This window comes from Actinoplanes philippinensis, assembly GCF_900113015.1.
Classification (GTDB): Bacteria; Actinomycetota; Actinomycetes; order Mycobacteriales; family Micromonosporaceae; genus Actinoplanes; species Actinoplanes philippinensis.
Map to the genome: position 1 here is coordinate 297,749 of NZ_FONV01000012.1, position 26,070 is coordinate 323,818.

Sequence of the window (26,070 nt, forward strand, 5' to 3'; positions counted from 1 at the left end):
GGGGCACAGCGGCCTCCTCGGGATGAGGGTGGGTCACTCTTAACAAAAGTGGTCAATCACAACAAAATGGGTGGGTAACCGGCGTATAGACCGGTCAACCTCACCCGTTGGTGTGTATTCCGTTACACAGTGCGGAAGTATTGCCGACATCGGACACGCGGAGTCGCACATTGTGTGCGCTCCGCGTAAAGCCGCGAACCGCGCCAACACCGCAAGACACGTCAAGGTCACCTTGACGTAAGAAGCCGCTTTCAGGACGGACGGGCTGTCCGCCGTCCCGGTGACGGCACGTTTGTGCCAGACTCGGGCCTCGTGGAGGAAACCGCCCGCGACGCGGTCGCCGAGGCTGCCGGCCGGCGCCCCGGCCACCCCGCGCTGATCGCCGGGGACACCGTGATCACCTGGGCCGAACTGGACACCAGGGTGTCCGCCGCGGCCCGCTGGATCGCGTCCCGCACGTCACCCGGCGACCGGGTCGCGCTGCTGCTCGGCAACACCGTCGATTTCGCCGTCGCCTATTTCGGCGTGCTTCGGGCCGGGCGGGTCGCGGTGCCGCTGAACCCCGGTTACACCGGCGACGAGCGCGACCACGCGATCACCGACTCGGGCGCGTCGCTGGTGGTGGACGGCCCGCCCGGCGCCGCGGAGGACGGCGCTGCTCCGGCCGTACCCCGGAGGTCCGATCTTGCGGTTCTGCTCTACACGTCGGGCACCAGCGGGCGCCCCAAGGGCGCCATGCTCACCCACGCCGCGCTCGCCGCGAACCACGACCAGCTCGACCGGATCGAGCCGCCCGTCGTGGGGCCGGACGACGTGGTCCTGCTCGCCGTGCCGTTCTTCCACGCCTACGGCCTGAACACCGGGCTCGGCAGCGTCGCACACCACGCGGCGACCGGCGTGCTGGCCGAGCGCTTCGATCCGGAGGCGACACTCGATCTGATCACCCGGCACGGCGTCACCGTCACGGTCGGCGTGCCCGGGATGTACCAGGCCTGGACCACGGTCCCGGCGGCGGGCGAGGCGCTGAGCGGCGTCCGGACCGCGGTGTGCGGCGCGGCGCCGCTGGACACCGGCGTCGCGGCGCGCTTCCGCGCGATGACCGGCCGGGCGATCCTGATCGGGTACGGGTTGACCGAAACCGCCCCGGTCCTGACCACGACGGCGGTCAGCGACCGGGACAAGAGCGGCTCGATCGGCCGGCCGCTGCCCGGTGTCGAGCTGCTGTTGCGTACCCCGGCGGGCGCCGAGCTGTGGCGTGACGGCACCGCGTCGATCGACGAGGATCTCGAGATCGCCGAGTCGGCCGGCACCGACCCCGGCGAGATCGTGGTGCGCGGCCCCAATCTGTTCTCCGGGTACTGGCCGGACGGCAGGGACGGGCCCGGCCCGGACGGCTGGTGGCCGACCGGGGACGTGGCCTACGCCGACGGCGACGGTGACCTGGTGCTCGTCGACCGCATCGGTGAGCTGATCCTGGTGAACGGCTTCAACGTCTACCCGGCCGAGATCGAGCGGGTGCTGATGGCGCATCCGCGGGTCACCGGCGTGGCCGTGGTCGGTGTGCCGGACACGACGACCGGGCAGCGGCCGTACGCGTACGTCACGGTGACCGGCGACCCGCAGCCCAGCACGACCGAGCTGCAGGTGCACTGCGCGGCCCGGCTGGCCCGCTTCAAGCTGCCCGGTGTCGAGCTGGTCGACGAGCTGCCGCGAACGGTGATCGGCAAGGTACGGAAGAGGGACCTGTGAGACTGACCCTGATCAGCCGCGAGGGCTGCCACCTGTGCGAGGTGGCCGAGCAGACGCTGGACCGGATCGCGCCCGGCGAGTGGGCCAAGGTCGACGTGGACTCCGACATCGAGCTGGAGCGCGACTACGGCGACCGGGTGCCGGTGCTGCTGCTCGACGGCAAGGAGCACGGGTACTGGCGGATCGAGGAGGACCGGCTCCTGCGGGATTTGACTCGACAGCCCGGTGAGCCCCGGCTGTAGGTTCGCCGGGTGACAGCTACGCACCTGGTCTGGGACTGGAACGGCACCCTTCTCGACGACCTGCACCTGGTCGTTTCCTCGACGAACGTCGCCTTCGCCTCGGCGGGCGGGCGCGACGTCGGCTCCGACGAACACCGGCGGGCCTTCCGGCGGCCGGTCGCCGACTTCTACGCCGAGATGCTCGGCCGCGCGATCGACGAGGAGGAGTTCGGCCGCCTGGACCGGATCTTCCACGACGCGTACCGCCTCGGGCTGACCGACGTGACGCTGGCCGCCGACGCGCAGGCCGCCATCAAGAGCTGGCCGGGCAGCCAGTCGCTGCTGTCCATGTGGTTCCACCACGAGCTGGTCCCGGCGGTCGAGGGCTACGGCCTGGCCGGGATGTTCACCCGGATCGACGGCCTGCGGGCCGAGCTGGGCGGCGGTTTCAAGGCCGCGCACCTCGCCGCCCACCTGGCCGAGCTCGGTGTCGACGGCCGTGACGTGGTGATGATCGGCGACTCGCTGGACGACGCCGACGCAGCCGAGTCGGTCGGCGGGCACGCGGTGCTCTACACCGGCGGATTCACCGATCCGGCCCGGTTGCGTGAATCCGGGCGTCCGGTCGCCGACACGCTGGTAGAGGCGGTAAAGATGGCCATGTCACTCTGAGCTGAGTGGCCCTGGCGGGGTTCGAAAGGTAATACTCGACAGGTCGGCCCGACTAACACAACCGGGCCGATCTTGTCCAATTGTCCCGACAAGATCGCGATTTGTGCACGCCTTCACAAGCGCCTACTCTGTGACTCCGACGAGCCCCGCTACCACAGCCACCCCAAGAGGGTTCAACCGGTATCGCACAGACGGGGCTCACCGCAGGTTCGCCTCGTCGGCACGGAGTCAGATGAGTCAGCAACGTCACGGAAGCACGCCCGGCGAAGCCGATGGCGTCCCGGCCTTCCCGGATCTGCCGGAGGCGACCATCGCGCGACTGCCTGAGTACCTTCGTGCCCTTCACCACCTCGCCGAGACCGGCGCGGAGACGGTGTCGAGCGAGGGCCTCGCCGCGGCCGCCGGGGTCAACTCGGCGAAACTCCGCAAGGACCTGTCGCACCTCGGGTCCTACGGCACCCGTGGCGTGGGCTATGACGTGGCCCTGCTGGTCGACCAGATCGAGTACATTCTCGGCCTCGACAAGAACCGTGCGGTCTGCCTGGTCGGCGTGGGCAACCTCGGGCACGCGCTGGCCGGCTACGCCGGTTTCGCGAGCCGCGGCTTCCGGGTGGTGGCGCTCTTCGACGCCGACCCGAAAAAGGTCGGCGAGCAGATCAACGGCCTCACCGTGCAGCACACCGACGATCTGGAGCGGGTCGCCGCCGAGGAGTCGATCGCGATCGGAGTCATCGCCACCCCGCCCGGCACCGCCCAGGCGGTCGCCGACGCGCTGGTCGCCGCGGGAGTGACAAGCATCCTCAATTTCGCCCCGGGGGTTCTGTCGGTGCCGTCCAACGTTGACGTCCGTAAAGTGGATCTCGCCATCGAGCTGCAGATCCTTTCGTTCCACGAGCACCGCAAGGCGTCTCTGACCGCGCTGCCCGGCGGCCGGTCCGCCCCGCCTGCCAACGGCGGTCAGGAGGCGGTCGGGTCGTGAACCTGCTCAGCATCGGCGCCTCGTACCGGACGGCTGACGTCGCGGTCCTCGAGCGTTTGGTCATTCCCGAGTCGTCGGTCCCCGACCTGCTCCAGCGTCTGGTCGCTCAGCCGTATGTGGGGGAGGCCGTTGTCGTCTCCACATGCAACCGGGTCGAGGTCTACGCGGCGGTCAGCGGCTTCCACGGCGGCCTCGGCGACATCTGCAACGTGCTGTCCGAGCACTCCGGCATCCCCGCCACCGAGCTGGCCGGCCACCTCTACGTGCACTACGGCGAGGCGGCGGTCCGGCACTCGTTCCGGGTGTCGTCCGGTCTCGACTCGATGGTCGTCGGCGAGGCCCAGATCCTCGGGCAGCTGCGCGACGCGTACCACGCGGCCACCGAGGTCGACTCGGCCGGCCGGCTGCTGCACGAGCTGATGCAGCAGACGCTGCGGGTCGGCAAGCGGGCGCACGCCGAGACCGGCATCGACAAGGCCGGGCAGAGCGTCGTCACGGCCGCGCTCGACGTGGCCGCCGAGCACCTCGGCGGTGACCTGACCGGCCGGTCCGCCCTGATCATCGGGGCCGGGGCGATGGGCTCGCTGTCGGTGGCCACGCTCACCCGCAGCGGTGTCGGCCCCCTGCGGATCACCAACCGCAGCCACGAGCGGGCCGACCGGCTCGCCGAGGCCTACGGCGCCGTCGCTATCCCGTTCGACCAGCTCGACGAGGCGCTGCGCGAGGTCGACATCGTGGTGTGCGCGACCGCCTCCACCGAGCCGGTGCTCACCCGCGAGCGCCTGGAGCGGGTCGGCAAGGACCTGGTCGTCCTCGACCTCGCCGTCCCGCGTGACGTGGCGCCGGACGCCGTCGGCCTGCCCGGCCTGACCGTCGTCGACATCGACAGCCTGGCCAACAGCCGCCGCACCGGCCCGGCCGCGGCCGAGACCGCCGCCGTCGAGCAGATCGTCGTCGCCGAGGTGGACAACTTCCTCGGCTGGCTGCGCGGCGCCGAGATCGCGCCCACCGTGGCGGCGCTGCGCACCCGGGCCGAGGAGGTCGTGTCGGCGGAGATGCGCAAGCTGGTGTCCCGGCGGCCGGAATTCACCGATGAGCAGCGGGCGGATGTTTCCCGTACCCTGCACCGGGTCGTCCAGCAGTTGCTGCACTCGCCTACCGTGCGGGTCCGCCAGCTCGCCGCCGAGCCCGGTGGCGATCAGTATGCGGCTCTGCTCCGTGAGCTGTTCGACCTGGACGTCCCGCTCGCCACCCAGGCCGACGCGGTACCTGAGATCGGGGGGAAAGCATGACGCTGCGTCTCGGCACGCGGGGTAGCGCCCTGGCGCTCACCCAGTCGCAGATGGTCGCCGACGCGCTGACCGCCGCCACCGGCCGCCCGGTCGAGCTGGTCCGGATCGTCACCCCCGGTGATCGCTCGGCCGCCCCGGTCGCCCAGCTCGGCGTCGGCGTGTTCGTCTCCGCGCTGCGCGACGCGCTGCTGGCCGGTGAGATCGACTTCGCCGTCCATTCGTACAAGGACCTGCCCACCGCCGAGCCACCGAGCCTGCACATCGCCGCGGTGCCGGTGCGTGAGGATCCCCGTGACGCCCTGATCGCCCGCGACGGTCTGACGCTCGCCGAGCTGCCGCCGGGCTCGACCATCGGCACCGGTGCGGTGCGCCGAATCGCGCAACTGCGTGCTTTGGGCCTAGAGTTGCAGGTCACGCCGATCCGAGGGAATGTCGACTCGCGAATCGCCCGGGTACTAGGACCCGAGGCAGATCTCGACGCCGTCGTTCTCGCCCGGGCCGGAGTGGCACGTCTCGGCCGATCGGCGCAGATCACCGAGACGCTCGACCCGATGCTCATGCTGCCCGCCCCGGCTCAGGGTGCGCTGGCGGTGGAGTGCCGGGCCGGCGACACCGACCTGATCGAGTTGCTGTCCGTTCTCGATCACGCACCGACCCGCGCCGCCGTGGTGGCGGAGCGGTCGATGCTCGCCACGCTCGAGGCCGGGTGCTCCGCCCCGGTCGCGGCACACGCCGAGATCGCCGAAGGCGACGACGGTGACGAGATCTACCTGCGCGGTGCCGTGATCAGCCCGGATGGTGTCCGAGCCGTCCGACTGTCGCGCACCGGAACGCCCGCCGGCGCGGCGGAGATCGGCAAGGCGCTTGCCATCGATCTCCTCGACGCCGGAGCCGATACCCTGATGGGGAGCACAGAATGACCACCCGCACCGCCCGTAAGCCAGCCGGACGCATCGCGTTCATCGGCGCCGGACCCGGCGACCCGGAGCTGCTGACCCGCCGCGCGTATGCGGCGCTGACCGATGCCGACCAGGTGGTCTACGACCGCGGCGTGCCCGATTCCCTGCTCAGCGCGATCCGCTCCGACGCCAAGGAGGACGCGCAGTTCAGTCCGGCCGAGGGCGCCCCCGGTGACGTCGCCAAGGTGCTGCTCTCCGCGGCCAAGTCCGGCCTGTCCGCCGTGCACCTGGTCGCCGGTGACCCGTTCGGCCACGACTCGGTGGTCAAGGAGGTGCAGGCGGTCGCGCGGACCGCTGTGCACTTCGAGGTGATCCCCGGCATCGGCCAGGCCGAGGGCGTCGCCGCCTACGCCGGTGTGCCGCTGCCCGGTGTGCGGATCGCCGCCGACGTCGACGACGTCTCCAACCTCGACTTCGACGCGCTCGCCACGGCCGCCCAGAAGGGCTCCTTCGCCGTGGCCGTGGACGCCGGCGACCTCGCCGCCGTCCGCGACGGGCTGCTCGCCGCGGGTGTCGAGCCGGGTGTCCCGGTCGGCGTGACCGGCGACGGCACCGGCGAGACGCAGTACACCACCACCTCGACGGTGGACAGCTTCGTCGCGGCGGCGCTCGGCTTCACCGGCCGGGTCGTCCTGACCGTCGGCTCCGACGTGGCCGAGCGCGACAGCCTCAGCTGGTGGGAGAACCGTCCGCTGTACGGCTGGAAGGTCCTCGTCCCGCGGACCAAGGAGCAGGCCGGCGCGATGTCCGCCCGGCTCCGTGCCTACGGCGCGATCCCGTGCGAGGTGCCGACCATCGCGGTCGAGCCCCCGCGCACCCCGGCGCAGATGGAGCGGGCCGTCAAGGGCCTGGTCGACGGCCGGTACGCGTGGGTCATCTTCACCTCGGTCAACGCGGTCCGCGCGGTCTGGGAGAAATTCGGTGAGCACGGTCTCGACGCCCGGCACTTCGGCGGCGTAAAGATCGCCTGCATCGGTGAGGCCACCGCCGACGCGGTCCGCGCGTTCGGCATCCAGCCCGAGCTGATCCCGGCCGGTGAGCAGTCCTCCGAGGGCCTGCTGGCCGAGTTCTCCCCGCACGACGAGATCCTCGACCCGGTCGGCCGGGTGCTGCTGCCGCGTGCCGACATCGCGACCGAGACGCTCGCGGCCGGGCTCATCGAGCGCGGCTGGGAGGTGGACGACGTCACGGCGTACCGGACGGTCCGCGCCGCCCCGCCGCCCGCCGAGATCCGCGACGCCATCAAGTCCGGCGGCTTCGACGCGGTGCTCTTCACCTCGTCCTCCACCGTCCGCAACCTGGTCGGCATCGCCGGCAAGCCGCACGCCCGCACGGTCGTCGCGGTGATCGGACCGAAGACCGCCGAGACCGCCGTCGAGTTCGGCCTCCGGGTCGACACCCAGCCGCAGAACGCGTCGGTGCCCGACCTGGTCGAGGCGCTCGCCGAGTACGCGCTGGAGCTCCGCGAGAAGCTGGCCGCCATGCCGGCCAAGCAGCGCCGCGGCTCCAAGGTGCAGGGCCCGACGGCTCTCCGTTTCCGCTGATCCGACGATGAGGCGCGCCGATCCCGGGTCGGCGCGCTTCGCCATTTCTACCGGCCCGGCCTTTCTGAGGAGCGCCCGATGTCCTTCCCCGACATCCGTCCGCGCCGCCTGCGGCGCACGCCCGCCATCCGGCGACTGGTCCAGGAGACCCATCTCGCCCCGTCGGATCTGATCCTGCCCCTCTTCCTGAAGGAGGGGCTGACCGAGCCGAAACCGATCAGCTCGATGCCCGGTGTCCTTCAGCACACGCGTGACTCGCTGCGCAAGGCGGCGGCCGAGGCGGTCGCGGCGGGCGTCGGCGGTCTGATGCTCTTCGGTGTGCCGGACGACGCCGGCAAGGACGAGACCGGTTCGGCCGGCCTCGACCCGGACGGCATCCTCAATGTCGGCCTGCGTGATCTCAAGGCGGAGGTGGGCGACTCGTCGGTGATCATGGGTGACCTGTGCCTGGACGAGTTCACCTCGCACGGCCACTGTGGGGTGCTGGCCGCCGACGGCTCGGTCGACAACGACGCCACCCTGAAGATCTACGCCGAGATGGCTGTCGCGCAGGCCGAGGCCGGCGCCCACATGGTCGGCCCGTCCGGGATGATGGACGGTCAGATCGGCGTGATCCGCAAGGCCCTCGACGCGGCCGGCCACCAGGACGTGGCGATCCTCGCCTACTCGGTGAAATACGCCGGCGCCTTCTACGGCCCGTTCCGCGAGGCCGTCGACTCGTCGCTGAAGGGCGACCGCCGCCAGTACCAGATGGACCCGCCGAACGCCCGTGAGGCCCTGCGCGAGGTCGACCTGGACATCGCCGAGGGCGCCGACATCGTGATGGTCAAGCCGGGACTGCCCTACCTGGACATCATCGCCGCCCTCCGCGACCACGTCAGCGTGCCGGTCGCCGCCTACCAGGTCTCCGGCGAGTACGCGATGGTCGAGGCCGCCGCCGCCAACGGCTGGCTCGACCGCGAACGCGTCATCCTCGAGTCGCTGACGTCGCTCAAGCGTGCCGGCGCCCAGATCACCCTCACGTACTGGGCCACCGAAGCCGCAAACCTCATTCAAAACCGCTAGGGGGTACGCCGTCGGCCGCCCCGCGCCGAACCACACCTCCCGTGGCACCCCGTGTAACGCAGGCGGCACGCCCGGCCGAAACGCGCCCGCCGGGCGTATGCGGTGGTCGCTGCTGGTCGTCAGGGTTGTACCTGTGCGTCCTCAACAGCTCTGACGGCCGGCCGGGTTCATGCGGTCGGCTCCAGGGACTGGACCAGCTGGGTCACGTCGGCGATGTACTCGAACCAGTCACGGTCGGACTGGTAGCCCAGCTCCGCGTTGACCTTCAGCATCGACTCGTTGTGCTGCGCGTTCCACGTCTGCACCTGACGCAGCGTCGGCTCGGCGGCCCGCAACTCGAACAGCATCCGCGCCTTGATCGCCCGGTCGATGCCGTAGCCACGATGCTCCCGGACCACGATCGTGTCGTACTGATCGGCCCGCTCCGGATGCTGCGCCGGCACGACCACCTCGGTCAGCCCCGCCACGGTGCCGGTGGCCTCGTGGATCGCCAGCACGATGTAAGGTTTCAGCCCGCGCTTGTGCAGCGTCTCCAGCGAATCACGCAGCCGCTGCGGGTCCGACGAGCGGGGCGCCAGGTCCAGATCGTCGTCGTCACGCTGCGCATCCGCCTTCGCCTGGGCGTAGGCGGCGAGCAGATGATCCGGCGGTCCGCCCGGGTGATACTCGATGCGGTATCCGGAGCTGAGCCCGTTGGCCATCCCGCCGAGCGCCGGCCAGTCCACGGTGTCCAGGTTGAGGACACTGCGCGTCTCCACATACTCCCGCTCGAACCCGAGAGACTCGTAGAACGGGATCGCCGACGTGCCGCCGATCGCCTCCACACCGATCGAGGAGAAACCCTCCAGATAGGCGCGGCGGGTCGCCACCGCCAGCAGCTGCCGGCCCAGGCCACGACGCCGCAACTCGGGACGGACCACCACCTCGAGCACACCGATGTCGCCGAGCAACAGGATGTTCACATGCCCGAAGATCTTGCCCTCGCCCTCCGGGAGGCGATCGTCCTCAGCGACCCAGGTGATCCGGCGCTCGCCCGGCATGGTCTCGGCGAGATACTCCCTGACCTGCACGTCCCGCCAGGGTGGATCATCCGGGAGATCAACCGCCAAGACCGCGTTCACCGTCTCCACGAGCGAGTTGATCTCGGCCGCGGACGCGGAGCGGGGATCCCATTCACGCACCCTCACTCGTACATCGTGCCGTTTGGGAGACCTCCAGGGAAGTGCTGACCACGCAAAAGTACTTCAGCGCTCACTCAGCGTCGCTATGATCACCGATGTTCCGCGGCCGGGGCGGTCAGGCCTTGCTGCGCTGCCCGTACTCCTGAGCGGTCGTGAACACCTTCTGCGCATAGGGCCGGACCGCGTTGTACGACAGGATCGCGTCCCACCAGGAGTCGGTCTTGGACAGGTCACGGCTGCCCTTGCACAGATAGACCGCCGCGGTCAGCGCCGCGTCGTCGATGTCGTTCGGGTTCGCCACACCGTCCCGGTCGGCGTCGATCGCCGTCTCCTTCCAGGTCGCCGGGATGAACTGCATCGGCCCGATCGCCCGGTCGAACGTGGTGTCCTGATCCAGCGCGCCCCGATCGGTGTCGGCGACCAGCTGCCGGCCGCCCTGCCCGTCCAGCGGCAGCCCGAGGATCGTCGGCTGCGCCACCCCGTCCGCCCCGAGGACCGCCCCGTTGAAGCTGCCGTGCGACGACTCGACCTTGCCGATCGCCGCCAGCGTGGTCCACTCCAGGCGGCAGCCCGGGTTGGTCTGCGCGAGCACCAGTTCGGCGTAGCCGTAAGCCTGCACCGCCACCACCGGGATACCCACCCGGGTGCCGGTCTGCTGCGCCCACGCCGCCAGCGCGTCCGCGGGCCGCGCCGCGTTCACCGCCGGCTGGGTCGGAGGAACCCCCGGCAGCCCGGTGGCCCCGCCCGGCAGGCTCGGCAGCGTCCCCGCCCCCGGCAGCCCGGTCCCGGCGCCCGGCAGCCCCGTCCCGGCTCCCGGCAGGCCGGTGCCTGCCCCCGGAAGCCCCGGATCGGTGCCCGGCGACGCCCCCGCGGGCGGCGCCGAACCCGCCGGCCCGCCCCCGAACGTGGGAGTGGCACTGGGCGCGGGCGTGGCCTCCAGCGCTTGCGGCACCAGGTACGCCCCGAACGACCCGGCCAGCACGACAAGCGTCGCCACCAGCACCCCGGGCACCACGACCCGGCCGACCGGCCCCCGCGTCCAGGTCGCCACCCCACGCGCGGCCCGCCCGGTCGCCTGCAACGGCCGGAACCGCCGCCGTGCCTTCCCCGCACCCGCTGCGCCGGCCTCAGTCCCGCCCGGGCTGGCCCCGGCCTCGGTCCCGCCCGCCTTGCCCCCAGCACTGGTCTCGCCCGGTTTGGCTGCGGCGCTGCTCTCGCCCGGTTTGTCCGCGGCTTCAGTCCCGCCTGCCTTGCCCTCAGCGCTGGTCTCGCCCGCCTTGCGCCCAGCGCTGGTCTCGCCCGTTTTGCCGGCCGGTCCGCCGGTCTTGGCGTTCACGGTTGTCTTGTTGTCCGGTTCGCGAGTCTTGGCGCTCTCCGCAGCCTTGCCGGTCGTATCGCCGGTCTTGGCATCTGCGGTTGCCTGGTCAGCCAACCCGCTCGCTTCGACCCCAGCCTCAGACTTGGCGTCCGCACCACTCCCGGTGCCCGGGCCCGCCCCGGCAGTGCTGGCGCGCCGGCCCGCATCCGCACTGGCGGGCGTCGCCGCACCACCGGCTTTGGTCTCGGCGGCGGGCTTGGTGTCCTGGCTTGTCCCGGCGGCAGCGGAGCGGGTGTCGGCCTCGGTCGTGGCGGGCTTCGCCTCGTCACCGGGGGTGGGCTCGTCGGTGGGGGCCGCGCCGGAACTGGCCAGGGGTCCTGGCTGCTGCGGTGCTGCGGACCGCAGCTCCGGCTGCTCTGCTGGGTTGTTCGACGCCTCCACCACGCGTCGACCCTACCCGCCGGAAACCACTCCCGGGAGGGACGCCGGCCGCCTGTGGACAACGCCCGCGCAACGGTCCGGCAACACCTCGCCGAACTCGCCGTGCACGGCCCACCGCACGGGCCCTACGCTGGTCGGATGCCGCGTTATGAGTTCCGGTGCCGCGCGTGTGGCGCCACCTTCGAGGTCAGTCGTCCGATGCGTGCGGCCGCCGATCCGGCGTCGTGTCCGCAGGGGCATGCCGACACCGTCAAGCTGTTGTCCACTGTCGCCGTGACGGGCCGTGGTGGCGGGCCGCGGCCGGCGCCCTCCGGGGGCGGTTGTTGTGGCGGTGGCTGCGGCTGCTGATCGACGGAGGTGTCGCGCGGCCGCCCCGGCCGGCCGCGCGGCTGTCGACTTCGGCCGGTGACCTTCTCCTTGCTCGCGGTGGCTTTTCATTGCCCCGTACGGGTACACCCGGCCGCCCTCACGGTTTTGGCCGGGCGCGGCGTTTCCGCGTTCGATCTCTTTCGTTACGAGACGCGTAGTCCCGTATGCCTCCGGTCGATGTGGCGATCAGGATGTCCTCCGTAAGAGGTCGGCCATGGCGGGATTTTGATTACCGTCCGTTTCTACGATGGGCGGTGACGCAGAGATACGGCAGCATGATGCGCGACTTCCCAGAAGGGGGCGGAGGTTCCACCGTGTCGGGACGGATCGAGCTACCCAGTGGCCTGGTGACCTTTATGTTCACCGACATCGAGGGCTCGACGCGGCTTGCCCGGATGCTCGGTGAGACATACCGGAGCGTTCTCGGAGCGCACCGAGCGGTGCTACGCGGAGTATTCGATGACTTCGGGGGTGTCGAGCTTCTCACGGAGGGTGACTCCTTTTTCGTAGCGTTCTCGAACGCCGACGCGGCTGTCGCGGCGTGTGTCGAGGCGCAGCGCCGACTGTCCGCACACGACTGGCCACGGCACGACGCGGTGCCCCGGGTTCGGATGGGCCTGCACACCGGCCGGGCCGTTCCGGTCGGTCAGGAGTACGCGAGCGCCGAGGTGCACCGGGCCGCCCGGGTGTCCGCGGCCGCCCACGGTGGTCAGGTGCTCTGCTCGGAGGCGACGGCCCTGGCGGTGACCGCCACGTACGCCGCCGCGACCGGTGGCTCGGCCGGCGCCGCGGCCGCCGCCACGCTGGCCACCGTGGACCTGCTGGATCTCGGCGCGTTCCGGCTGCGCGGGTTCGACGACGACGAGCGGCTGTTCCAGGTGATGGCGCCCGGCCTGGAGCGGGACTTCCCGCGCCCGCGGACGGCGGAGGCGCCCCGGCACAATCTGCCGGCCGAGCACACCCCGTTCGTGGGCCGCCGGGCCGAGCTGACCGAGCTGGCCGGCCTGATCAGCCATCACCGCCTGGTCACGGTCGTCGGGCCGGGTGGCTCCGGCAAGACGCGTCTCACCCATGCCGTCGCGGAGCAGTTGCTTCCGGCGTATCCCGGTGGTGTCTGGACGATCGATGCCGCGAGCGCGGCGAAGGGCCTGCCGCACGCCCTGGCCGCGGCTCTCGGTCTGCGCCCCGAGCCGGGCCGGCCGCTGATCGACACGCTGGTGGAGGAGTGCGCGGAGCGCCGCATGCTGGTGGTGCTGCAGACGTGTGACGCCGCGCCCGCGCTGACCGCGACCCTGGCGCATCGGCTGCTCAGCCGCTGCCGCCGGCTCGATGTGCTGGCGACCGCCCGGGCGCCGCTCGCGCTCGCCGGGGAGACCGTGTGGCGGATCCCGCCGCTGGTGCCGGCGGACGCGTTCGCGCTGCTGCGGGATCGTGCCGCGGCCGCGCAGGGCGGTCGGCCCGGTGACGGCGATCCGCAGCTGGCCCGGCTGGCCGCCCGGCTGGAGGGGTCGCCGCTGGCGATCCAGCTGGCCGCCGCCCGGCTGCGGCTGCTCCCGGCCGAGCAACTGGCCCGCCGCCTCGACGACCCGCTGGGCGCGCTGGACAACGACGCCGCGGGCGACGGCCGGCACGCCAGCCTCGCCAACAACCTGGCCTGGTCCTACCGCATGCTGGGCCGCCGTGCCGCGGAGCTGCTGCGCCGCCTGGCCGTCTTCGCCGGCCCGGTCGATCTCACGACCGTCGAGTGGTACGACCGGGACGCGCTCAGCGCTCTCTCGGAGCTGGCCGACAAGTCACTGGTCGAGGTGACGCCCGGCCCCCGGTACCGGTTGTCCGAGCAGGTCCGTGCCTACGCGCTGCGCCGTCTCGCCGCGGCCGGCGACGAACCGGCCGCCCGTGACCGTCACCTGACCTGGTCGCTGCACACCCTGGACCGGGTCACCCGGGACACCGACGAGCAGGCGCGCACGCTGTCGCTGACCGACCTGAGCCCCTATGTCGCCGAGTGGCGGACGGCGCTGCGCTGGGCGGTGGAGATCGGTGACGTGGCGGCGGGGCTGCGGCTCGCGGCCGCTCTGGACCCGTGGTGGCGGGAGCACGGCGAGACCGGGGAGGGCCGTGAGCTGCTCGCCGCCCTGTATCAGCGGCTGCCGGCCGACGTCCCGGCGCCCGAGCTGGCCGCCGCCTACCTGGTGCACGCGGGTCTGACGACCGACCGGGCCGAGCAGGACCACTACCTGACGGTCGCCGAGGCCACGGCCGGTGCGGAGCCCGAGTTGACCACCCGCATCCGGGTGGCCCGGCTGGCCGTGGGCGGCGACGATCCGGGTGCCGCCGAGCAGGACTGCCGGGAGGCGATCGCGGTGGCCGAGCGGGCCGGTGTCCCGAACGCCGCCTTCCCCGCCGTGCTGAACCTGGCCGAGCTGCTCTGGCGCCGGGACGCCCTGACCGAGGCGGCGGAGTTGCTGGCCGCCGCCCGCCACCTGGAGGCCGCGCGTCCCGAGGACCGGGGGCGGCGGGCCGTCGACTGGCTGCTCGGCATGGTCGCGCTGCGCCGTGGCGACCTGGTGGCCGCCCACGATCATCTGGCGGTGGCGCTGCGTTCCCGGTTACGGCACGGGTTCCGGGGCGGGGCCGCCGACGCGGTGGCGGCGATCGCGGTCCGCTGTGTGCTCGGCGGCGATCCGGCGACAGCGGCGGTGCTGTTCGGGGGAGCGGAGGCGGCCCGTGGCGCCCGCCGGACCGCGTCGTTCGGCGCCTTCTGGTCGGTGCAGCAGGCGCTGTTGCGGGCCACGCTCGGTGATGCCGCCTTCGATGCGGCGTACGCCGACGGCGCGGGCATCGGCTTCGACCGGATAGTCGCCATGGCGCTGGCCGTCGAGCATCCCGACCTGGAGAACGGCGCCGCCCGATTCGCACAGATGGCCGGGTGAGCTGCGGTAGCCGGGGGAGCTGCAGTTGCCGGGTGAGCTGTAGTAGGCCGGGGGAGCTGCAGTAGTCAGGGGAGCGGGAGCGTCCCGGCCACCGCATACGCCCGGCGGGCGCGCTGTCGGCCGGTACCGGCCGCCCGCGTCGCGGGGCACGGGCGGGACGGCCAGGGTTGCGTCTGCCGGCGTCTCCGGGCGTACCACCTGATCTATGTTCTCGGCAGGAACCGGACCGCCTCGTAGTAGGTGAAGGCGATGCTGTTGCAGAACGGCTGCGCGAGCTGGTGCCGGGCATCGCAGACGCGGCGCAGGTCGGCCCGGAAGACCTCGTCGATGCGATCCTTGTTGCGAGCCAGATCGGTGCGGTAGTTGCGGTACCCGAAATCGTGGTGCCGGCAGGCGTCGGCGAAATCGAAGGTCACCGGGGTGTCCGGCGCGCGGGTGCACACGTCGCTCGACCAGTCGAAACCGTAGGCGGCCCAGCGGCTCTGATCGTCGCGGGCGGCCTTCCAGGCGGCGGTGCTCTGCGCTGTCGGCTGTGTCCAGGCGGCCAGGATCTCCGCGCGATCGGCCCCGGGCGCGGGCGCGGCCGGGAGCAACGCGACGACGAGCGCGGTTACCGCCATGTGGTGCATGTGGGACCTCCGACGCGCGACCGGTGACGGATGTGATGTCCTGGGATACGTCCTTCAGCTTGACCGTTAAGGTGATCGCGTGCGGGCGGTTCCATGATTCATCTACCTCTGGTCCGGCAGGGACCACTGAGGGCCCTCGGGCTCCGGCTCGTGATGGCGTGTTCCCTGGTTCTGCTCGCGGTCGGGGTGATCTACGCCGACCGGGGCGGCTACCGCGACGTCAACGAGGACGGCCTGACCCTGCTCGACTGCTTCTACTACGCGGTCGTCTCGCTCTCCACCACCGGCTACGGCGACATCACGCCGCAGACGCAGTCGGCCCGGCTGGTGAACGTCCTGTTCATCACCCCCGCCCGGGTCCTCTTCCTGATCATCCTGGTCGGCACCACGCTGGAGGTGCTGACCGACCAGTACCGCAAGGGGCTGCGGGTCAGCCGGTGGAGGCGCAAGTTGAAGGACCACGTGATCATCTGCGGGTACGGCACGAAGGGCCGGGCCGCGGTCGCCGCGCTGCTGGAGACGGGATACGACAAGTCCCGGATCGTCATCGTGGAGAACCGGGAGGGCGGCGTCCGGCAGGCCGCGGCCAGCGGGTTCGTCGTCATCGAGGGTGACGCGACCCGGTCGTCGGTGCTGAACGAGGCGGATGTCAAGAACGCCAAGTCGGTCATCATCGCCACCGACCGGGACGAGGCGTCGGTGTTGATCACGCTGACCGTGCGCCAGCTGACGGCCGGCCAGGTGCGGATCATCGCGGCGGTCCGCGAGCAGGAGAATGCCGCCCTGCTGAAGCAGAGCGGCGCCCATCACGTGATCGTCTCGTCGTCGACGGCGGGCCGGCTGCTCGGCCTGACCACGACCGCCCCGCCGCTGATCGACGTCGTGGAGGACCTGCTGACCCCCGGCCAGGGCATGGCGCTGGCGATGCGGTCGGCGGAGCGGGCCGAGGTCGGCCGCAACCCGCGTGAGCTGCTGACCCTGGTGGTGGCGCTGATCCGCCGGGGCAAGGTGCTGCCGCTCGGTGGCGAGCAGGCCGTCACGATCGAGACCGGCGACCTGCTCGTCTACATCCGGGACGACGAGACCGTGTCCAACGAGGTCAGCGTCTAGAGGATCGTCCAGGTGTCGCCGGAGTTCAGGAGGTCGCCGAGCATCTCCTCCGGCGCGCCGGTGGCCTGTGCCTGGGCGTCGAGCACCTGCTTGCGGACGATCTCGTCGTAGGACGGCCGTTGCACGTTGCGGAACACCCCGATCGGCGTGGTGTTCAGATCCGAGCCGGAGAGCCGGCTGAGCGCGAACGCGTACGCCGGGTCGTCCACGGTCGCGTCGTGGACGATCGGGGTGCCGCCCTCCTGCACCTTCAGCCCGAAGCTGCCCTCGGGGTGGACCACGTTGAGGTTGCCGACCGTGATCGGCTGCCCCTGCTCCAGGCGGATCAGGTGCGCCTCCCGCGTCGACGGGTCCTTGATCAGGTCGAAGGCGCCGTCGTTGAAGATGTTGCAGTTCTGGTAGATCTCGACGAACGCGGAGCCCCGGTGCTCGGCCGCCGCCCGCAGCACCGACTGCAGGTGCTTGGCGTCCGAGTCGATGGTCCGGGCCACGAAGGTCGCCTCGGCGCCCAGCGCCAGCGAGAGCGGGTTGAACGGGGTGTCCGCCGAGCCGGTCGGCGTCGACTTGGTGATCTTGCCGAGCTCCGACGTCGGGGAGTACTGACCCTTGGTGAGACCGTAGATCCGGTTGTTGAACAGCAGGATCTTCAGGTTCACGTTGCGTCGCAGCGCGTGGATCAGGTGGTTGCCGCCGATCGACAGCGCGTCGCCGTCACCGGTCACCACCCAGACGTTCAGGTCGGGGCGCGAGGTGGAGAGCCCGGTCGCGATGGCCGGGGCCCGCCCGTGGATCGAGTGCATCCCGTACGTGTTCATGTAATACGGGAACCGGGACGAGCAGCCGATCCCGGAGACGAACACGATCTTCTCCCGCGGGATGCCCAGCTCGGGCATGAACCGCTGCATGGCCGCGAGGATCGAGTAGTCCCCGCAGCCCGGGCACCACCGGACCTCCTGGTCGGACTTGAAGTCCTTGGCGGTCAGTTGCAGAGCGACCGTCTCAGCCATTCTTGACCACGTCCTCCAGCATGCTCTCCAGCGTCGCCGCGGTGAACGGCAGGCCGCTGACCTGGTTGAACGGAACCGCGTCGACCAGGTACCGGGATCGGATCACCGCGGCCAGCTGACCGAGGTTCATCTCCGGGATCACGACCTTGTCGTACCCGGCGAGCACCTCGCCCAGGTTCGCCGGCAGCGGCGACAGGTGCCGCAGGTGCGCCTGGGCGATGGTGAGGCCGCGCTGGCGCAGCGACCGGCAGGCCGCCCCGATCGGCCCGTAGGTGGAGCCCCAGCCGAGCACCAGCACGCTCGCCGCCTCGGACGGGTCCTCGACGTCCACATCGGGCACCGGAATGGCGTCGATGCGGGCCTGCCGGGTGCGGACCATGAACTCGTGGTTCGCCGGGTCGTAGGAGATGTCACCGGTCTTGTCGGCCTTCTCCAGGCCCCCGATGCGGTGCTCCAGGCCCGGCGTTCCGGGCACGGCCCAGGGCCGCGCCATCGTTTCCGGATCGCGGAGGTACGGCAGGAAGCGCCCGTCCTCCGTGTTGGCCTCGGTGGCGAACGGGACCCGCAGGTCGGGCAGCTCGTCGACGGACGGCAGCAGCCACGGCTCCGACCCGTTGGCCACGTAGTTGTCGGACAGCAGGATCACCGGGGTGCGGTAGGTCAGCGCGATCCGGGCCGCCTCCAGCGCCGCGTGGAAGCAGTCGGACGGCGACTTGGGCGCGATCACCGCGAGCGGCGCCTCGCCGTGCCGGCCGAACAGGGCCATGTTGAGGTCGGCCTGCTCGGTCTTGGTCGGCATGCCGGTCGACGGGCCGGCCCGCTGCACGTCGACGACCACCAGCGGCAGCTCGAGGGCGATGGCCAGCGAGATGGTCTCGCCCTTGAGGGCCACGCCCGGCCCCGAGGTGGTGGTGACGCCGAGCGCCCCGCCGTAGGCGGCCCCCAGCGCCGCCCCGATCGCCGCGATCTCGTCCTCAGCCTGCATCGTGGTGACGCCGAACCGCTTGTGCTTGGAGAGCTCGTGCAGGATGTCCGAGGCCGGGGTGATCGGGTAGGCCCCGAGGAAGAGCGGCAGCTTCGACCGGACCGCCGCGGCCACCAGGCCCAGCGCGAGCGCCTGGTTGCCGGTGATGTTGCGGTACGTGCCGGGCAGCATCTTCGCCGGCTTGATCTCGTAGCGCACCGAGAACGCCTCGGTGGTCTCGCCGTAGTTCCACCCGGCCCGGAACGCCTCCTTGTTCGCCGCGACCAGGTCCGGCCGCTTGGCGAACTTACGCTCCAAGAACCGCAGCGTCGACTCGTACGGTCTCGAGTACATCCAGCTGAGCAGCCCCAGCGCGAACATGTTCTTGGCCCGCTCGCCGTCCTTCTTCGAGACGCCGCTCTCGGCCAGCGCGCCCAGGGTCAGGGAGGTGAGGGCCACCGGGTGCACCGCGAACTCGTCGAGCGAGCCGTCCTCCAGGGGACTCACGGTGTATCCGACCTTGGTCAGGTTGCGGCGGGTGAACTCGTCGGTGTTGACGATGATGTCGGCCCCGGCGGGCAGATCGGCCAGGTTCGCCTTGAGGGCCGCCGGGTTCATCGCCACCAGCACGTTCGGCGCGTCGCCGGGGGTCAGGATGTCGTAGTCGGCGAAGTGCACCTGGAAACTGGAGACCCCCGGCAGGGTCCCGGCAGGTGCGCGGATCTCCGCGGGGAAGTTCGGAAGCGTCGAGATGTCGTTGCCGAGTTGCGCGGTCTCCGACGTGAACCGGTCGCCGGTGAGCTGCATCCCGTCGCCGGAGTCACCGGCGAAACGGATCACCACGCGGTCCAGTTGCTCGACTCGCTTCGCTGGAGCGGCCACGATTCAACCTCCTGAAGGCGCGGTCCGGCGGCTTGAAGTCTGTCGATGAGCCGGCCCGCTGATCGTCACTTCCACACTACGTCGCCGCTCCTTACGAAGGGGCCGCGGACCGTTGCCCACAGTAGCTATCGGGTACCACAGCGAGCCAGTGCTCTTCGGTAGGCTGCACGATCGTGGAGGGATATCTGGGCTCGTATGCGGTTCTCGGTCTCGTGCTGGCCGCGGGTGTCCTGCTGTTCGTCGCCGCGTTCGGCGCGAACCGGCTGCTCCGGCCGGGCCGTCCGGCGGAACCGGCGGGCAAGCGGATCTCCTACGAGAGCGGCATCGATCCGGTCGGGGGCGACTGGGCGCAGGCGCAGATCCGGTATTACGTTTACGCGTACCTTTATGTGCTTTTCGCGGTTGAAGCCGTATTTCTCTTCCCGTGGGCGGTGATCTTCGATCGTCCCGGGTTCGGCGGCCTGTCCATCGCGGAGATGGGCATCTTCGTCGCCGTGCTCGCGCTGGGCATCCTGTACGCGTGGCGGAAGAAGATCCTCAGCTGGACCTGATCCAGACGGGTGGCGGTCTCGCCTCCGGAAAGCGGACATGTCAACATCGTGCGCATGGGTCAGCTTCTGCTCTTCATCGTCGTGGCTCTGGTCGTGGCGACGATCGTCTTCGGCGTGACCGTGTTGCTGAGCGGGGGCGACCCCGGCCTGACCCCGGTCGAGCCGGACGGCCGTGCGGTCCCGCTGCCCGGTGACCGTCCCCTCGGCGAGGAGGACATCTCCCGGACCAGGTTCGACACGGTCTGGCGGGGGTACCGGATGGCGCAGGTCGATCAGGCGCTGCAGCGGGCGGCGTACGACATCGGCTACAAGGGCGAGCTGATCGGCGTGCTCGAGGCCGAGGTCGCCGCGCTGCGGGACGGCCGCACCGAGGAGGCCGACGCGCTGCGCCGGGCCCGTGAGGCGGCGCTCGCCCCGGCCGCCGCCGTCCCGCCCGCTCCGGAGCCGCCGGTCATCCCGATGGAGCCGTCCGTCGAGGACGACCCGGCGCAGGAGCCGGTGGAGAAACGATGAGCAACGACTCGGAGGCGGGCCCAGGTGAGTTCACCGCCACGGTGATCGTCAACGCGCCCGCGCCCAAGGTCTTCTCCGCCTTCCTGGACTGGGAGAAACAGTCCGAGTGGATCCCGTTCACCCGGGTCCGGGTGGTCGAGGGCGACGGCGGCGAGGGCAGTCTCGTGGAGGCGGTCACCACGCTCGGCCCGGCGACCCTGCGCGACGAGTTGCGCGTGGTCAAGGTCAACGCGCCGTACGAGGTGCGCGTCGTGCACTGCGGCAAGGTGCTCAAGGGTCCGGGGGCGATGCGCTGCACCGCGATGTCCGGCGACCGTACCCAGGTGGTCCTGCACGAGTGGTTCCAGTTGCCCGCCGGAGCCGTCGGGAAGATCGCCTGGCCGGTGTTGTGGCCGGGGTCGAAACTGGGCTTCACCGGCGCCCTCAAGCGGTTCGCCCGGCTCGTCGAGCAGGGCCGCCTCCCGTGACCGAGACCGGCCTGGTGATCGGCGCCGACGGCCTCGCCCGCTGCTCCTGGGGCGGCAGCACGCCGGACTACGCGATCTACCACGACGAGGAGTGGGGCCGTCCGGTCCGCGGCGACGACGCCCTCTTCGAGCGGCTCACCCTGGAGGCGTTCCAGTCCGGCCTGTCGTGGATCACGATCCTGCGCAAGAGGCCGGCGTTCCGGGCCGCCTTCGCCGACTTCTCGATCGCGAAGGTGGCCGAGTTCACCGAGGCCGACGCCGCCCGGCTGATGGCCGACCCCGGCATCGTCCGCAACCGGATGAAGGTCGATGCGGCCCTGCACAACGCCAAGGTCGCGGCCGAGGTCGACCTGACCGGCCTGCTCTGGTCGTTCGCGCCCGGGAAACGCGACCGGCCGAGGACCCGCGCCGACGTCCCCGCCATCACCCCCGAGTCCACCGCCATGGCCAAGGCGCTCAAGAAACGCGGCTTCAAGTTCGTCGGACCCACCACGGCGTACGCGTTGATGCAGGCCACCGGCATGGTCGACGACCACCTCACGGACTGCTGGGTGCCCGTGATGAGATGACACCATGGCTCAGTTCGTGGTGATCATTCCGGAAGGGCAGTGGGCGACCGAGCGGTTGTTCCAGCACGACGCGGTGACGGTGCCCGCCGTCGACTCCGCCGAGGTCGGTGACGAGGTGCTGTTGGTCGCCGAGAGTCAGGTCGTGGCCCTCGCCCGGGTGGAGAAATCGGACGGCGAGCTGTCGTTGTGGTATTTGCGGCGCGCCTTCGACGAGGCGATTCCGTTCGAGGGGTCAGCCGGCGCGATCGACGAGGAGATCTTCCAGCGGTATGCCCGGCGTCTCGGCCCGCCCGCGGATCGGAAACCGTGGCTGGTCAGCGTGGCGATGCCGATCGAGGCGGCGAACCCGGCGGAGGCGGTGCGCCAGTTCTGGTCGCACGTGCTGGAGCTGGGCCCGGCCGAGCTGCCCACCTACGTCTGGCCGTCCGGTGACGAGCTGGCCATGCAGGCCTTCGTCCTCGGGGCCGAGGCGAACCAGGACCCCGAGGAAGAGGACGAGGACGAGTAGTCGTCAGCGGCCCTGGTATTCGGGCTTCTGCTTGTTCAGGAAGGCGTTGACCGCGGCCGAGTGGTCCGCGGTCGCGCCACAGATCGCCTGCGCCTGCGCCTCGGCGGCCAGCGCGTCCGACAGCGTGCCGGCGTCGCCGATGGACAGCTCCCGCTTGATCGCGCCGTAGGCGATCGTCGGCCCCGCGGCCAGCCGTGCGGCCAGCTCCTGCGCCCGCGGCAGCACCTGCTCGTCATCCTCCAGCAGCTCGGTGAGCATGCCGATGCGCGACGCCTCGTCCGCCTTCACCGGGCGGGCCAGCAGGAGCAGCTCGAGCGCCCGGGCATGACCCACGATCCGCGGCAGCGACCACGAGATGCCGCTGTCGCCGGCCAGCCCCACGTTGGCGAACGCCATCAGGAAACTCGTCCGCGGGCCGCCGATCCGGAAGTCGGCGAGCAGCGACAGGGACGCGCCCGCCCCGGCGGCCATCCCGCGCACCGCCGCGATCACCGGCTTGGGCATGCTCGCCAGCCGCTGCGCGATCGGGTTGTAGTGCACCTGCACCGTGTTCAGATCGGTCGAGCCGGCCGCCAGCAGCGTCGCATGCTCCTTGAGGTCCTGGCCGCCGCAGAAGTTGCCGCCGGCGCCGGTCAGCACGATCGCCCGGCACGACCGGTCGCTCTCCAGCTGGGCGAGAGTGTCCCGCAGCGCCTCCTTGAGGTCGACGGTGAACGAGTTCATCGCCTCGGGGCGGTTCAAGGTCAGGGTGACGACCGCGTCAGTGCGGTCGACGAGCAGCGCGTCCGTCATGTGTCTGAGAATCCCACACGTCCACCACGGCCGGCCGATAGCAGGCAACGTTCGACGTGCCGGTCGGCGGCCGGGCGCAGCCGTGCGGCGTGCTTGTCGAAGAAGAGCGCGGCCTTCACACCGGGCCAGCCCGGTGGCAGCAGCGCCGCGGGGAGCTGGGGGTCCTGGAAGAGGAACGAGCGCCACGCGTGGACCAGGCGGAACCGGGCGGCGTACGCCTCCTCGTCGGTGCTGCGTGGCGTGATCGCCTTGACCACGGGGGCCAGCGTGGTGACGAACTCCTCGTACGACTGGCCGATCCGGGCGAGATCCCACGCGCGGCCCACGATGTCCGTGCCCCCGGTGTGCGCGGCGCTGAACCGCGCGTGGCCGACCTCGGCGAGCACCGACTCGATCTCCTCGGAGGCTCGGGGCGCCACCCAGACCTGATCACTGAGCGGTCCGTAGCCCAGATAGGTGAGACGCAGCGCGTCCTGCCGCGCCACGGGCTCGTGCAGCAGGATCATGTCGAAGCGGCCGTCCCAGCCGCCGCGACCGGTCCGGTACACCCGGGCGGCCGCCTCGTCGAGCCGGCGGGCGGCTTTGGGGGTGAGCAGATAGCCCGGTCCGGAGGCCAGGCGTAGCGGATGCAGCCATCCCTGTCGCACCATTCGCGACACAGCGGTACGGACCGCCGGAGCCGCGATGTCGAGCGGGGCCAGCAGCCTCACGAGGGCCGCGACCGGGGCTCGGGAGCCGCGAGCGCGCAGGTAGTCGCCGTACAGGTCGAAGAGTGCGGACCGCGCCTGCATGACCGCACATTGTGACAGCCCGAAAGACGATATGCTAGACGCTGTCACATCCGCCCGGGCTGGGTTTGGGATCGCCGGTGTTCATCAGGGAAAATGTTTGATCGGCACGGTGGGTCGCGACGCGTGAAGACGTGAAACGGCCTGAGCGGGCCGCCGGTCGGAAACGAGCACCGCGTCGCGTGGGGCTGAGCACGTGACGAGGCTGCTGGCATTCCAGGAGCAAGTGGCTGTGGGGCAACCCACCGACCCTGACGTAGGTCTGAGGGGAGACAAGATGGCGGCGATGAAGCCGCGGACGGGCGATGGTCCGCTGGAGGTCACCAAGGAGGGTCGTGGCATCGTCATGCGCGTCCCGCTGGAGGGTGGTGGCCGTCTCGTCGTTGAGATGACTCCGGACGAGGCCAACGCGCTGGGTGACGCGTTGAAGTCGATCGCCGGCTGACGTTTCACGCGAGCCCGCCGGTACGGTACCGCCCGTACCGGCGGGCTTTCCACGTCTTACGGAAAGGTCATCCTCCCGTGTTCGACATCCGATTGACGGACGTTCCCGACGAGACGGCGACCCGGGTGGTCCCGGTCGGCCCGGAGCTGGACGCCGAGATGTCCGCCCTGGCCGCCGCCACCGAGGGGGCCGGCACAGCCGGGCGGATCACGGTCCTGCCACGCCCGCTGCGCACGCCGTCCCGTGTCCTCCTGGCCGGGGTCGGCGACGGCGGTGAGGCGGCCTGGCGCGCGGCCGGCGCCGCCGCGATCCGGGAGACGGCCGACGACGAGGCACTCGAGATCCACCTGCCCTCCGGCGTCGCCCCCGCATCGGTGCGCGGCCTGGCGGAGGGTCTCTGGCTGGGCGGCTACCGCTACCGCGACGCGCCCCGGCCGCCACGCGCCCGGGAGGTCCGGATCCACGGCGCCGCCCGCGCGGAGAGCCTCGCCGAGGCGCGTGCCACGGCCCGCGCCGCCTGGCTCGCCCGCGATCTGACCAACACGCCGTCGTCGCTGAAGAGCCCGGAGTGGCTGGCCGGCCAGATCGTCGCCGAGGCCGCGACACGCCCGGGAGTGACCGTGACGGTCCGCGCCGGCGACGAGCTGGCCCGCTTCGGTGGCCTGCTGGCGGTCGGCGGCGGCTCGGCGTCGCCGCCCCGCTTCGTCGAGATGTCCTGGCAGCCGCCCGGCGCGACCACCCACGTGGTCCTGGTCGGCAAGGGCATCACCTTCGACACCGGCGGCATCTCGATCAAGCCGCGCGACGCGATGAAGCTGATGAAGAAGGACATGGGCGGGGCGGCCGCGGTGATCGCCGCGACGCTCGGCGCCGCAGACCTGAATCTGCCGGTACGGGTGACCGCGCTCACTCCGCTGGCCGAGAACGCGGTGAGTGGCTCCGCCTTCCGCCCCGGTGACGTGATCACCCACTACGACGGCTCCACCAGCGAGAACACGAACTCCGACGCGGAGGGCCGGATCGTGCTGGCCGACGCGCTCGGCTACGCCGCCGACGTGCTCCACCCGGACCTGGTGATCAACCTGGCCACCCTGACCGGGGCCAACGCGGTCGCCCTCGGCAAGCGCACGGCCGCCCTGTTCAGCCCGGACGGCGAACTCGCCGCGGCGCTGACGGCGGCCGGCGCGGCGGCCGGCGAGCTGATGTGGCGGCTCCCGCTCTCCGACGACTACCTCGACAACATGCGCAGCGACGTCGCCGACCGGGTCAGCGCTCCGGCCGGGCCCGGGTCGGTGATGGCCGCCCTGTTCCTGCGCGACTTCTTCGGCGGCGCGCGCTGGGCCCACCTGGACATGTCCGCCCCGAGCTGGGCCGAGGCGCACGACCTGGAGCTGACCAAGGGCGCCACCGGCTGGGGCGCCCGCACCCTGCTGAGATACCTCTCAGCGCTTGACGGCGGCCAGCAGGCCGGCGCCTGACGGGATCACCGCCGGGATCCACTCCTCGGACTCGCGGATCGCCTTCACCGTGGCGCGGACGGTGAGGGTGTCCACGTCACGGGCGGCCGGGTCGCTGATCCGGCCGTTGGCGTGTGCGCCGTTCACGATCAGCACCCCGCCCGGCCTCAGCAGGCGCAGGGCGGCCTCGGTGCAGGCGGCGAACTCGGTGGTGTCGGCGTCCACGAAGATCAGGTCGTAGGCGCCGTCCGAGAGCCGCGGCAGCACGCTCAGGGCGCGGCCGCTGATGATCCGGGTACGCGAGGACGCATACCCCGCCTCCTGGAAGATCCGGCGGGCGACCCGCTGGTGCTCGTGCTCGACGTCGATGGTGGTGAGGACCCCGTCCGGGCGCATCCCGCGGAGCAGCCAGATGCCGCTCACCCCGGTGCCGGTGCCGATCTCGACGACCGCCTTGGCGCGGCCCGCGGCGGCCAGCAGGCTCAGCACGGAGCCGGCGCCCGGGGAGACACAGGGCAGGCCGAGCTCGTGCGCGAGAGCACGCGCGGTCTGCAGGACCGGGTCCTCAGTGGCAAAGGTCTCGGCGAACGGCATTGACTGCGCCGCCGGCTGACCGAATGAACGAGCAGGACCGATGATGACGACCTCCGTACGGCAATGGATGC

Annotated in this window: 26 protein-coding genes; 18 read left to right on the top strand and 8 right to left on the bottom strand. The window is 71.3% G+C overall.

The features are described from left to right. Window positions 1-312 precede the first annotated feature (312 nt). The 8 genes from BM290_RS31905 (at window position 313) to hemB (ending at window position 8,481) form a co-directional block, all read left to right on the top strand. Window positions 313-1,749 (top strand): class I adenylate-forming enzyme family protein, encoded by a 1,437-nt coding sequence (locus BM290_RS31905; protein ID WP_093619612.1) that lies wholly within the window; start codon window positions 313-315, stop codon window positions 1,747-1,749. Further along, complete coding sequence (locus BM290_RS31910; RefSeq protein ID WP_093619613.1) at window positions 1,746-1,991, top strand: glutaredoxin family protein; 246 nt, start codon at window positions 1,746-1,748, stop codon at window positions 1,989-1,991. The genes BM290_RS31905 and BM290_RS31910 overlap by 4 nt, the downstream gene beginning before the upstream one ends. A gap of 9 nt (window positions 1,992-2,000) precedes the next feature. Next, a complete protein-coding gene (locus tag BM290_RS31915) occupies window positions 2,001-2,642 on the top strand; it encodes an HAD family hydrolase (RefSeq protein WP_093619614.1) in 642 nt (213 codons plus the stop codon). A gap of 232 nt (window positions 2,643-2,874) precedes the next feature. After that, window positions 2,875-3,621, top strand: a complete 747-nt coding sequence (locus tag BM290_RS31920) for a redox-sensing transcriptional repressor Rex (RefSeq protein WP_093619615.1) — start codon at window positions 2,875-2,877, stop codon at window positions 3,619-3,621. Further along, complete coding sequence (locus tag BM290_RS31925; protein ID WP_093619616.1) at window positions 3,618-4,913, top strand: glutamyl-tRNA reductase; 1,296 nt, start codon at window positions 3,618-3,620, stop codon at window positions 4,911-4,913. The genes BM290_RS31920 and BM290_RS31925 overlap by 4 nt, the downstream gene beginning before the upstream one ends. Next, entirely contained in the window at window positions 4,910-5,833 is a 924-nt protein-coding gene (hemC, locus tag BM290_RS31930; RefSeq protein ID WP_093619617.1) for a hydroxymethylbilane synthase, read from the top strand. Before BM290_RS31925 ends, hemC begins: the two co-directional genes overlap by 4 nt. Further along, the gene (locus BM290_RS31935) at window positions 5,830-7,416 is read left to right on the top strand and encodes a bifunctional uroporphyrinogen-III C-methyltransferase/uroporphyrinogen-III synthase (RefSeq protein ID WP_093619618.1); all 1,587 of its coding nucleotides are present in this window, start codon (window positions 5,830-5,832) and stop codon (window positions 7,414-7,416) included. The genes hemC and BM290_RS31935 overlap by 4 nt, the downstream gene beginning before the upstream one ends. Window positions 7,417-7,494: 78 nt before the next feature. Continuing rightward, window positions 7,495-8,481: a porphobilinogen synthase gene (hemB, locus tag BM290_RS31940; protein WP_093619619.1), complete on the top strand. Its 987-nt coding sequence runs from the start codon at window positions 7,495-7,497 to the stop codon at window positions 8,479-8,481. A 167-nt stretch (window positions 8,482-8,648) separates the two neighbouring features. On the opposite strand, the gene BM290_RS31945 is transcribed toward hemB, so the two are convergent. Together BM290_RS31945 and BM290_RS31950 are read right to left on the bottom strand one after the other, a co-directional pair. Then, entirely contained in the window at window positions 8,649-9,668 is a 1,020-nt protein-coding gene (locus tag BM290_RS31945) for a GNAT family N-acetyltransferase (RefSeq protein WP_093619620.1), read from the bottom strand. Between the two features lie 109 nt (window positions 9,669-9,777). Continuing rightward, window positions 9,778-10,998, bottom strand: coding sequence for a lytic murein transglycosylase (locus BM290_RS31950; RefSeq protein ID WP_239143805.1), 1,221 nt, complete (start codon window positions 10,996-10,998; stop codon window positions 9,778-9,780). Window positions 10,999-11,559: 561 nt separating this feature from the next. On the opposite strand from BM290_RS31950, the gene BM290_RS31955 reads away from it, so the two are divergent. Next, window positions 11,560-11,769, top strand: a complete 210-nt coding sequence (locus tag BM290_RS31955) for an FmdB family zinc ribbon protein (protein ID WP_093619622.1) — start codon at window positions 11,560-11,562, stop codon at window positions 11,767-11,769. A 335-nt stretch (window positions 11,770-12,104) separates the two neighbouring features. Beyond that, entirely contained in the window at window positions 12,105-14,723 is a 2,619-nt protein-coding gene (locus tag BM290_RS31960; RefSeq protein WP_093619623.1) for an ATP-binding protein, read from the top strand. A gap of 203 nt (window positions 14,724-14,926) precedes the next feature. On the opposite strand, the gene BM290_RS31965 is transcribed toward BM290_RS31960, so the two are convergent. Beyond that, on the bottom strand, window positions 14,927-15,343 hold the full coding sequence (locus tag BM290_RS31965; protein ID WP_239143806.1) for a phospholipase: 417 nt from the start codon (window positions 15,341-15,343) through the stop codon (window positions 14,927-14,929). 102 nt (window positions 15,344-15,445) lie between these two features. Between BM290_RS31965 and BM290_RS31970 the strand changes: the two genes are divergently transcribed. Next, a complete protein-coding gene (locus BM290_RS31970) occupies window positions 15,446-16,462 on the top strand; it encodes a potassium channel family protein (protein ID WP_093619625.1) in 1,017 nt (338 codons plus the stop codon). On the opposite strand, the gene BM290_RS31975 is transcribed toward BM290_RS31970, so the two are convergent. Together BM290_RS31975 and BM290_RS31980 are read right to left on the bottom strand one after the other, a co-directional pair. Beyond that, entirely contained in the window at window positions 16,459-17,469 is a 1,011-nt protein-coding gene (locus BM290_RS31975; RefSeq protein WP_093619626.1) for a 2-oxoacid:ferredoxin oxidoreductase subunit beta, read from the bottom strand. The genes BM290_RS31970 and BM290_RS31975 overlap by 4 nt on opposite strands. Then, a complete protein-coding gene (locus tag BM290_RS31980) occupies window positions 17,462-19,240 on the bottom strand; it encodes a 2-oxoacid:acceptor oxidoreductase subunit alpha (RefSeq protein ID WP_239143816.1) in 1,779 nt (592 codons plus the stop codon). The genes BM290_RS31975 and BM290_RS31980 overlap by 8 nt, the downstream gene beginning before the upstream one ends. A 248-nt stretch (window positions 19,241-19,488) precedes the next feature. On the opposite strand from BM290_RS31980, the gene ndhC reads away from it, so the two are divergent. From ndhC to BM290_RS32005, 5 genes are read left to right on the top strand one after another with little or no spacing between them, the layout of a single operon-like run. Continuing rightward, window positions 19,489-19,866 carry an NADH-quinone oxidoreductase subunit A gene (gene ndhC / locus BM290_RS31985; protein ID WP_093619628.1) on the top strand — a complete coding sequence of 126 codons (378 nt, stop codon included), beginning with the start codon at window positions 19,489-19,491 and terminating at the stop codon, window positions 19,864-19,866. A gap of 54 nt (window positions 19,867-19,920) precedes the next feature. Further along, window positions 19,921-20,379, top strand: a complete 459-nt coding sequence (locus BM290_RS31990) for a DivIVA domain-containing protein (protein WP_143134016.1) — start codon at window positions 19,921-19,923, stop codon at window positions 20,377-20,379. After that, on the top strand, window positions 20,376-20,846 hold the full coding sequence (locus BM290_RS31995) for an SRPBCC family protein (protein ID WP_093619629.1): 471 nt from the start codon (window positions 20,376-20,378) through the stop codon (window positions 20,844-20,846). Before BM290_RS31990 ends, BM290_RS31995 begins: the two co-directional genes overlap by 4 nt. Further along, window positions 20,843-21,415 (top strand): DNA-3-methyladenine glycosylase I, encoded by a 573-nt coding sequence (locus BM290_RS32000; protein ID WP_275413306.1) that lies wholly within the window; start codon window positions 20,843-20,845, stop codon window positions 21,413-21,415. Before BM290_RS31995 ends, BM290_RS32000 begins: the two co-directional genes overlap by 4 nt. 4 nt (window positions 21,416-21,419) lie before the next feature. Beyond that, window positions 21,420-21,923 (top strand): hypothetical protein, encoded by a 504-nt coding sequence (locus tag BM290_RS32005; protein ID WP_093619630.1) that lies wholly within the window; start codon window positions 21,420-21,422, stop codon window positions 21,921-21,923. Between the two features lie 3 nt (window positions 21,924-21,926). On the opposite strand, the gene BM290_RS32010 is transcribed toward BM290_RS32005, so the two are convergent. Further along, window positions 21,927-22,715 (bottom strand): enoyl-CoA hydratase-related protein, encoded by a 789-nt coding sequence (locus BM290_RS32010; protein WP_093619631.1) that lies wholly within the window; start codon window positions 22,713-22,715, stop codon window positions 21,927-21,929. After that, window positions 22,712-23,506 (bottom strand): PaaX family transcriptional regulator, encoded by a 795-nt coding sequence (locus BM290_RS32015; protein WP_093619632.1) that lies wholly within the window; start codon window positions 23,504-23,506, stop codon window positions 22,712-22,714. The genes BM290_RS32010 and BM290_RS32015 overlap by 4 nt, the downstream gene beginning before the upstream one ends. A gap of 274 nt (window positions 23,507-23,780) precedes the next feature. Between BM290_RS32015 and BM290_RS32020 the strand changes: the two genes are divergently transcribed. Beyond that, window positions 23,781-23,948 carry a DUF3117 domain-containing protein gene (locus BM290_RS32020; RefSeq protein ID WP_014447667.1) on the top strand — a complete coding sequence of 56 codons (168 nt, stop codon included), beginning with the start codon at window positions 23,781-23,783 and terminating at the stop codon, window positions 23,946-23,948. Window positions 23,949-24,025: 77 nt separating this feature from the next. After that, the gene (locus BM290_RS32025; RefSeq protein ID WP_239143807.1) at window positions 24,026-25,426 is read left to right on the top strand and encodes a leucyl aminopeptidase family protein; all 1,401 of its coding nucleotides are present in this window, start codon (window positions 24,026-24,028) and stop codon (window positions 25,424-25,426) included. Here the strand turns inward: BM290_RS32025 and BM290_RS32030 are convergent. Continuing rightward, window positions 25,391-25,999: an O-methyltransferase gene (locus BM290_RS32030; RefSeq protein WP_093619633.1), complete on the bottom strand. Its 609-nt coding sequence runs from the start codon at window positions 25,997-25,999 to the stop codon at window positions 25,391-25,393. The two genes, BM290_RS32025 and BM290_RS32030, sit on opposite strands and share 36 nt — an antisense overlap. Window positions 26,000-26,070 lie beyond the last annotated feature (71 nt).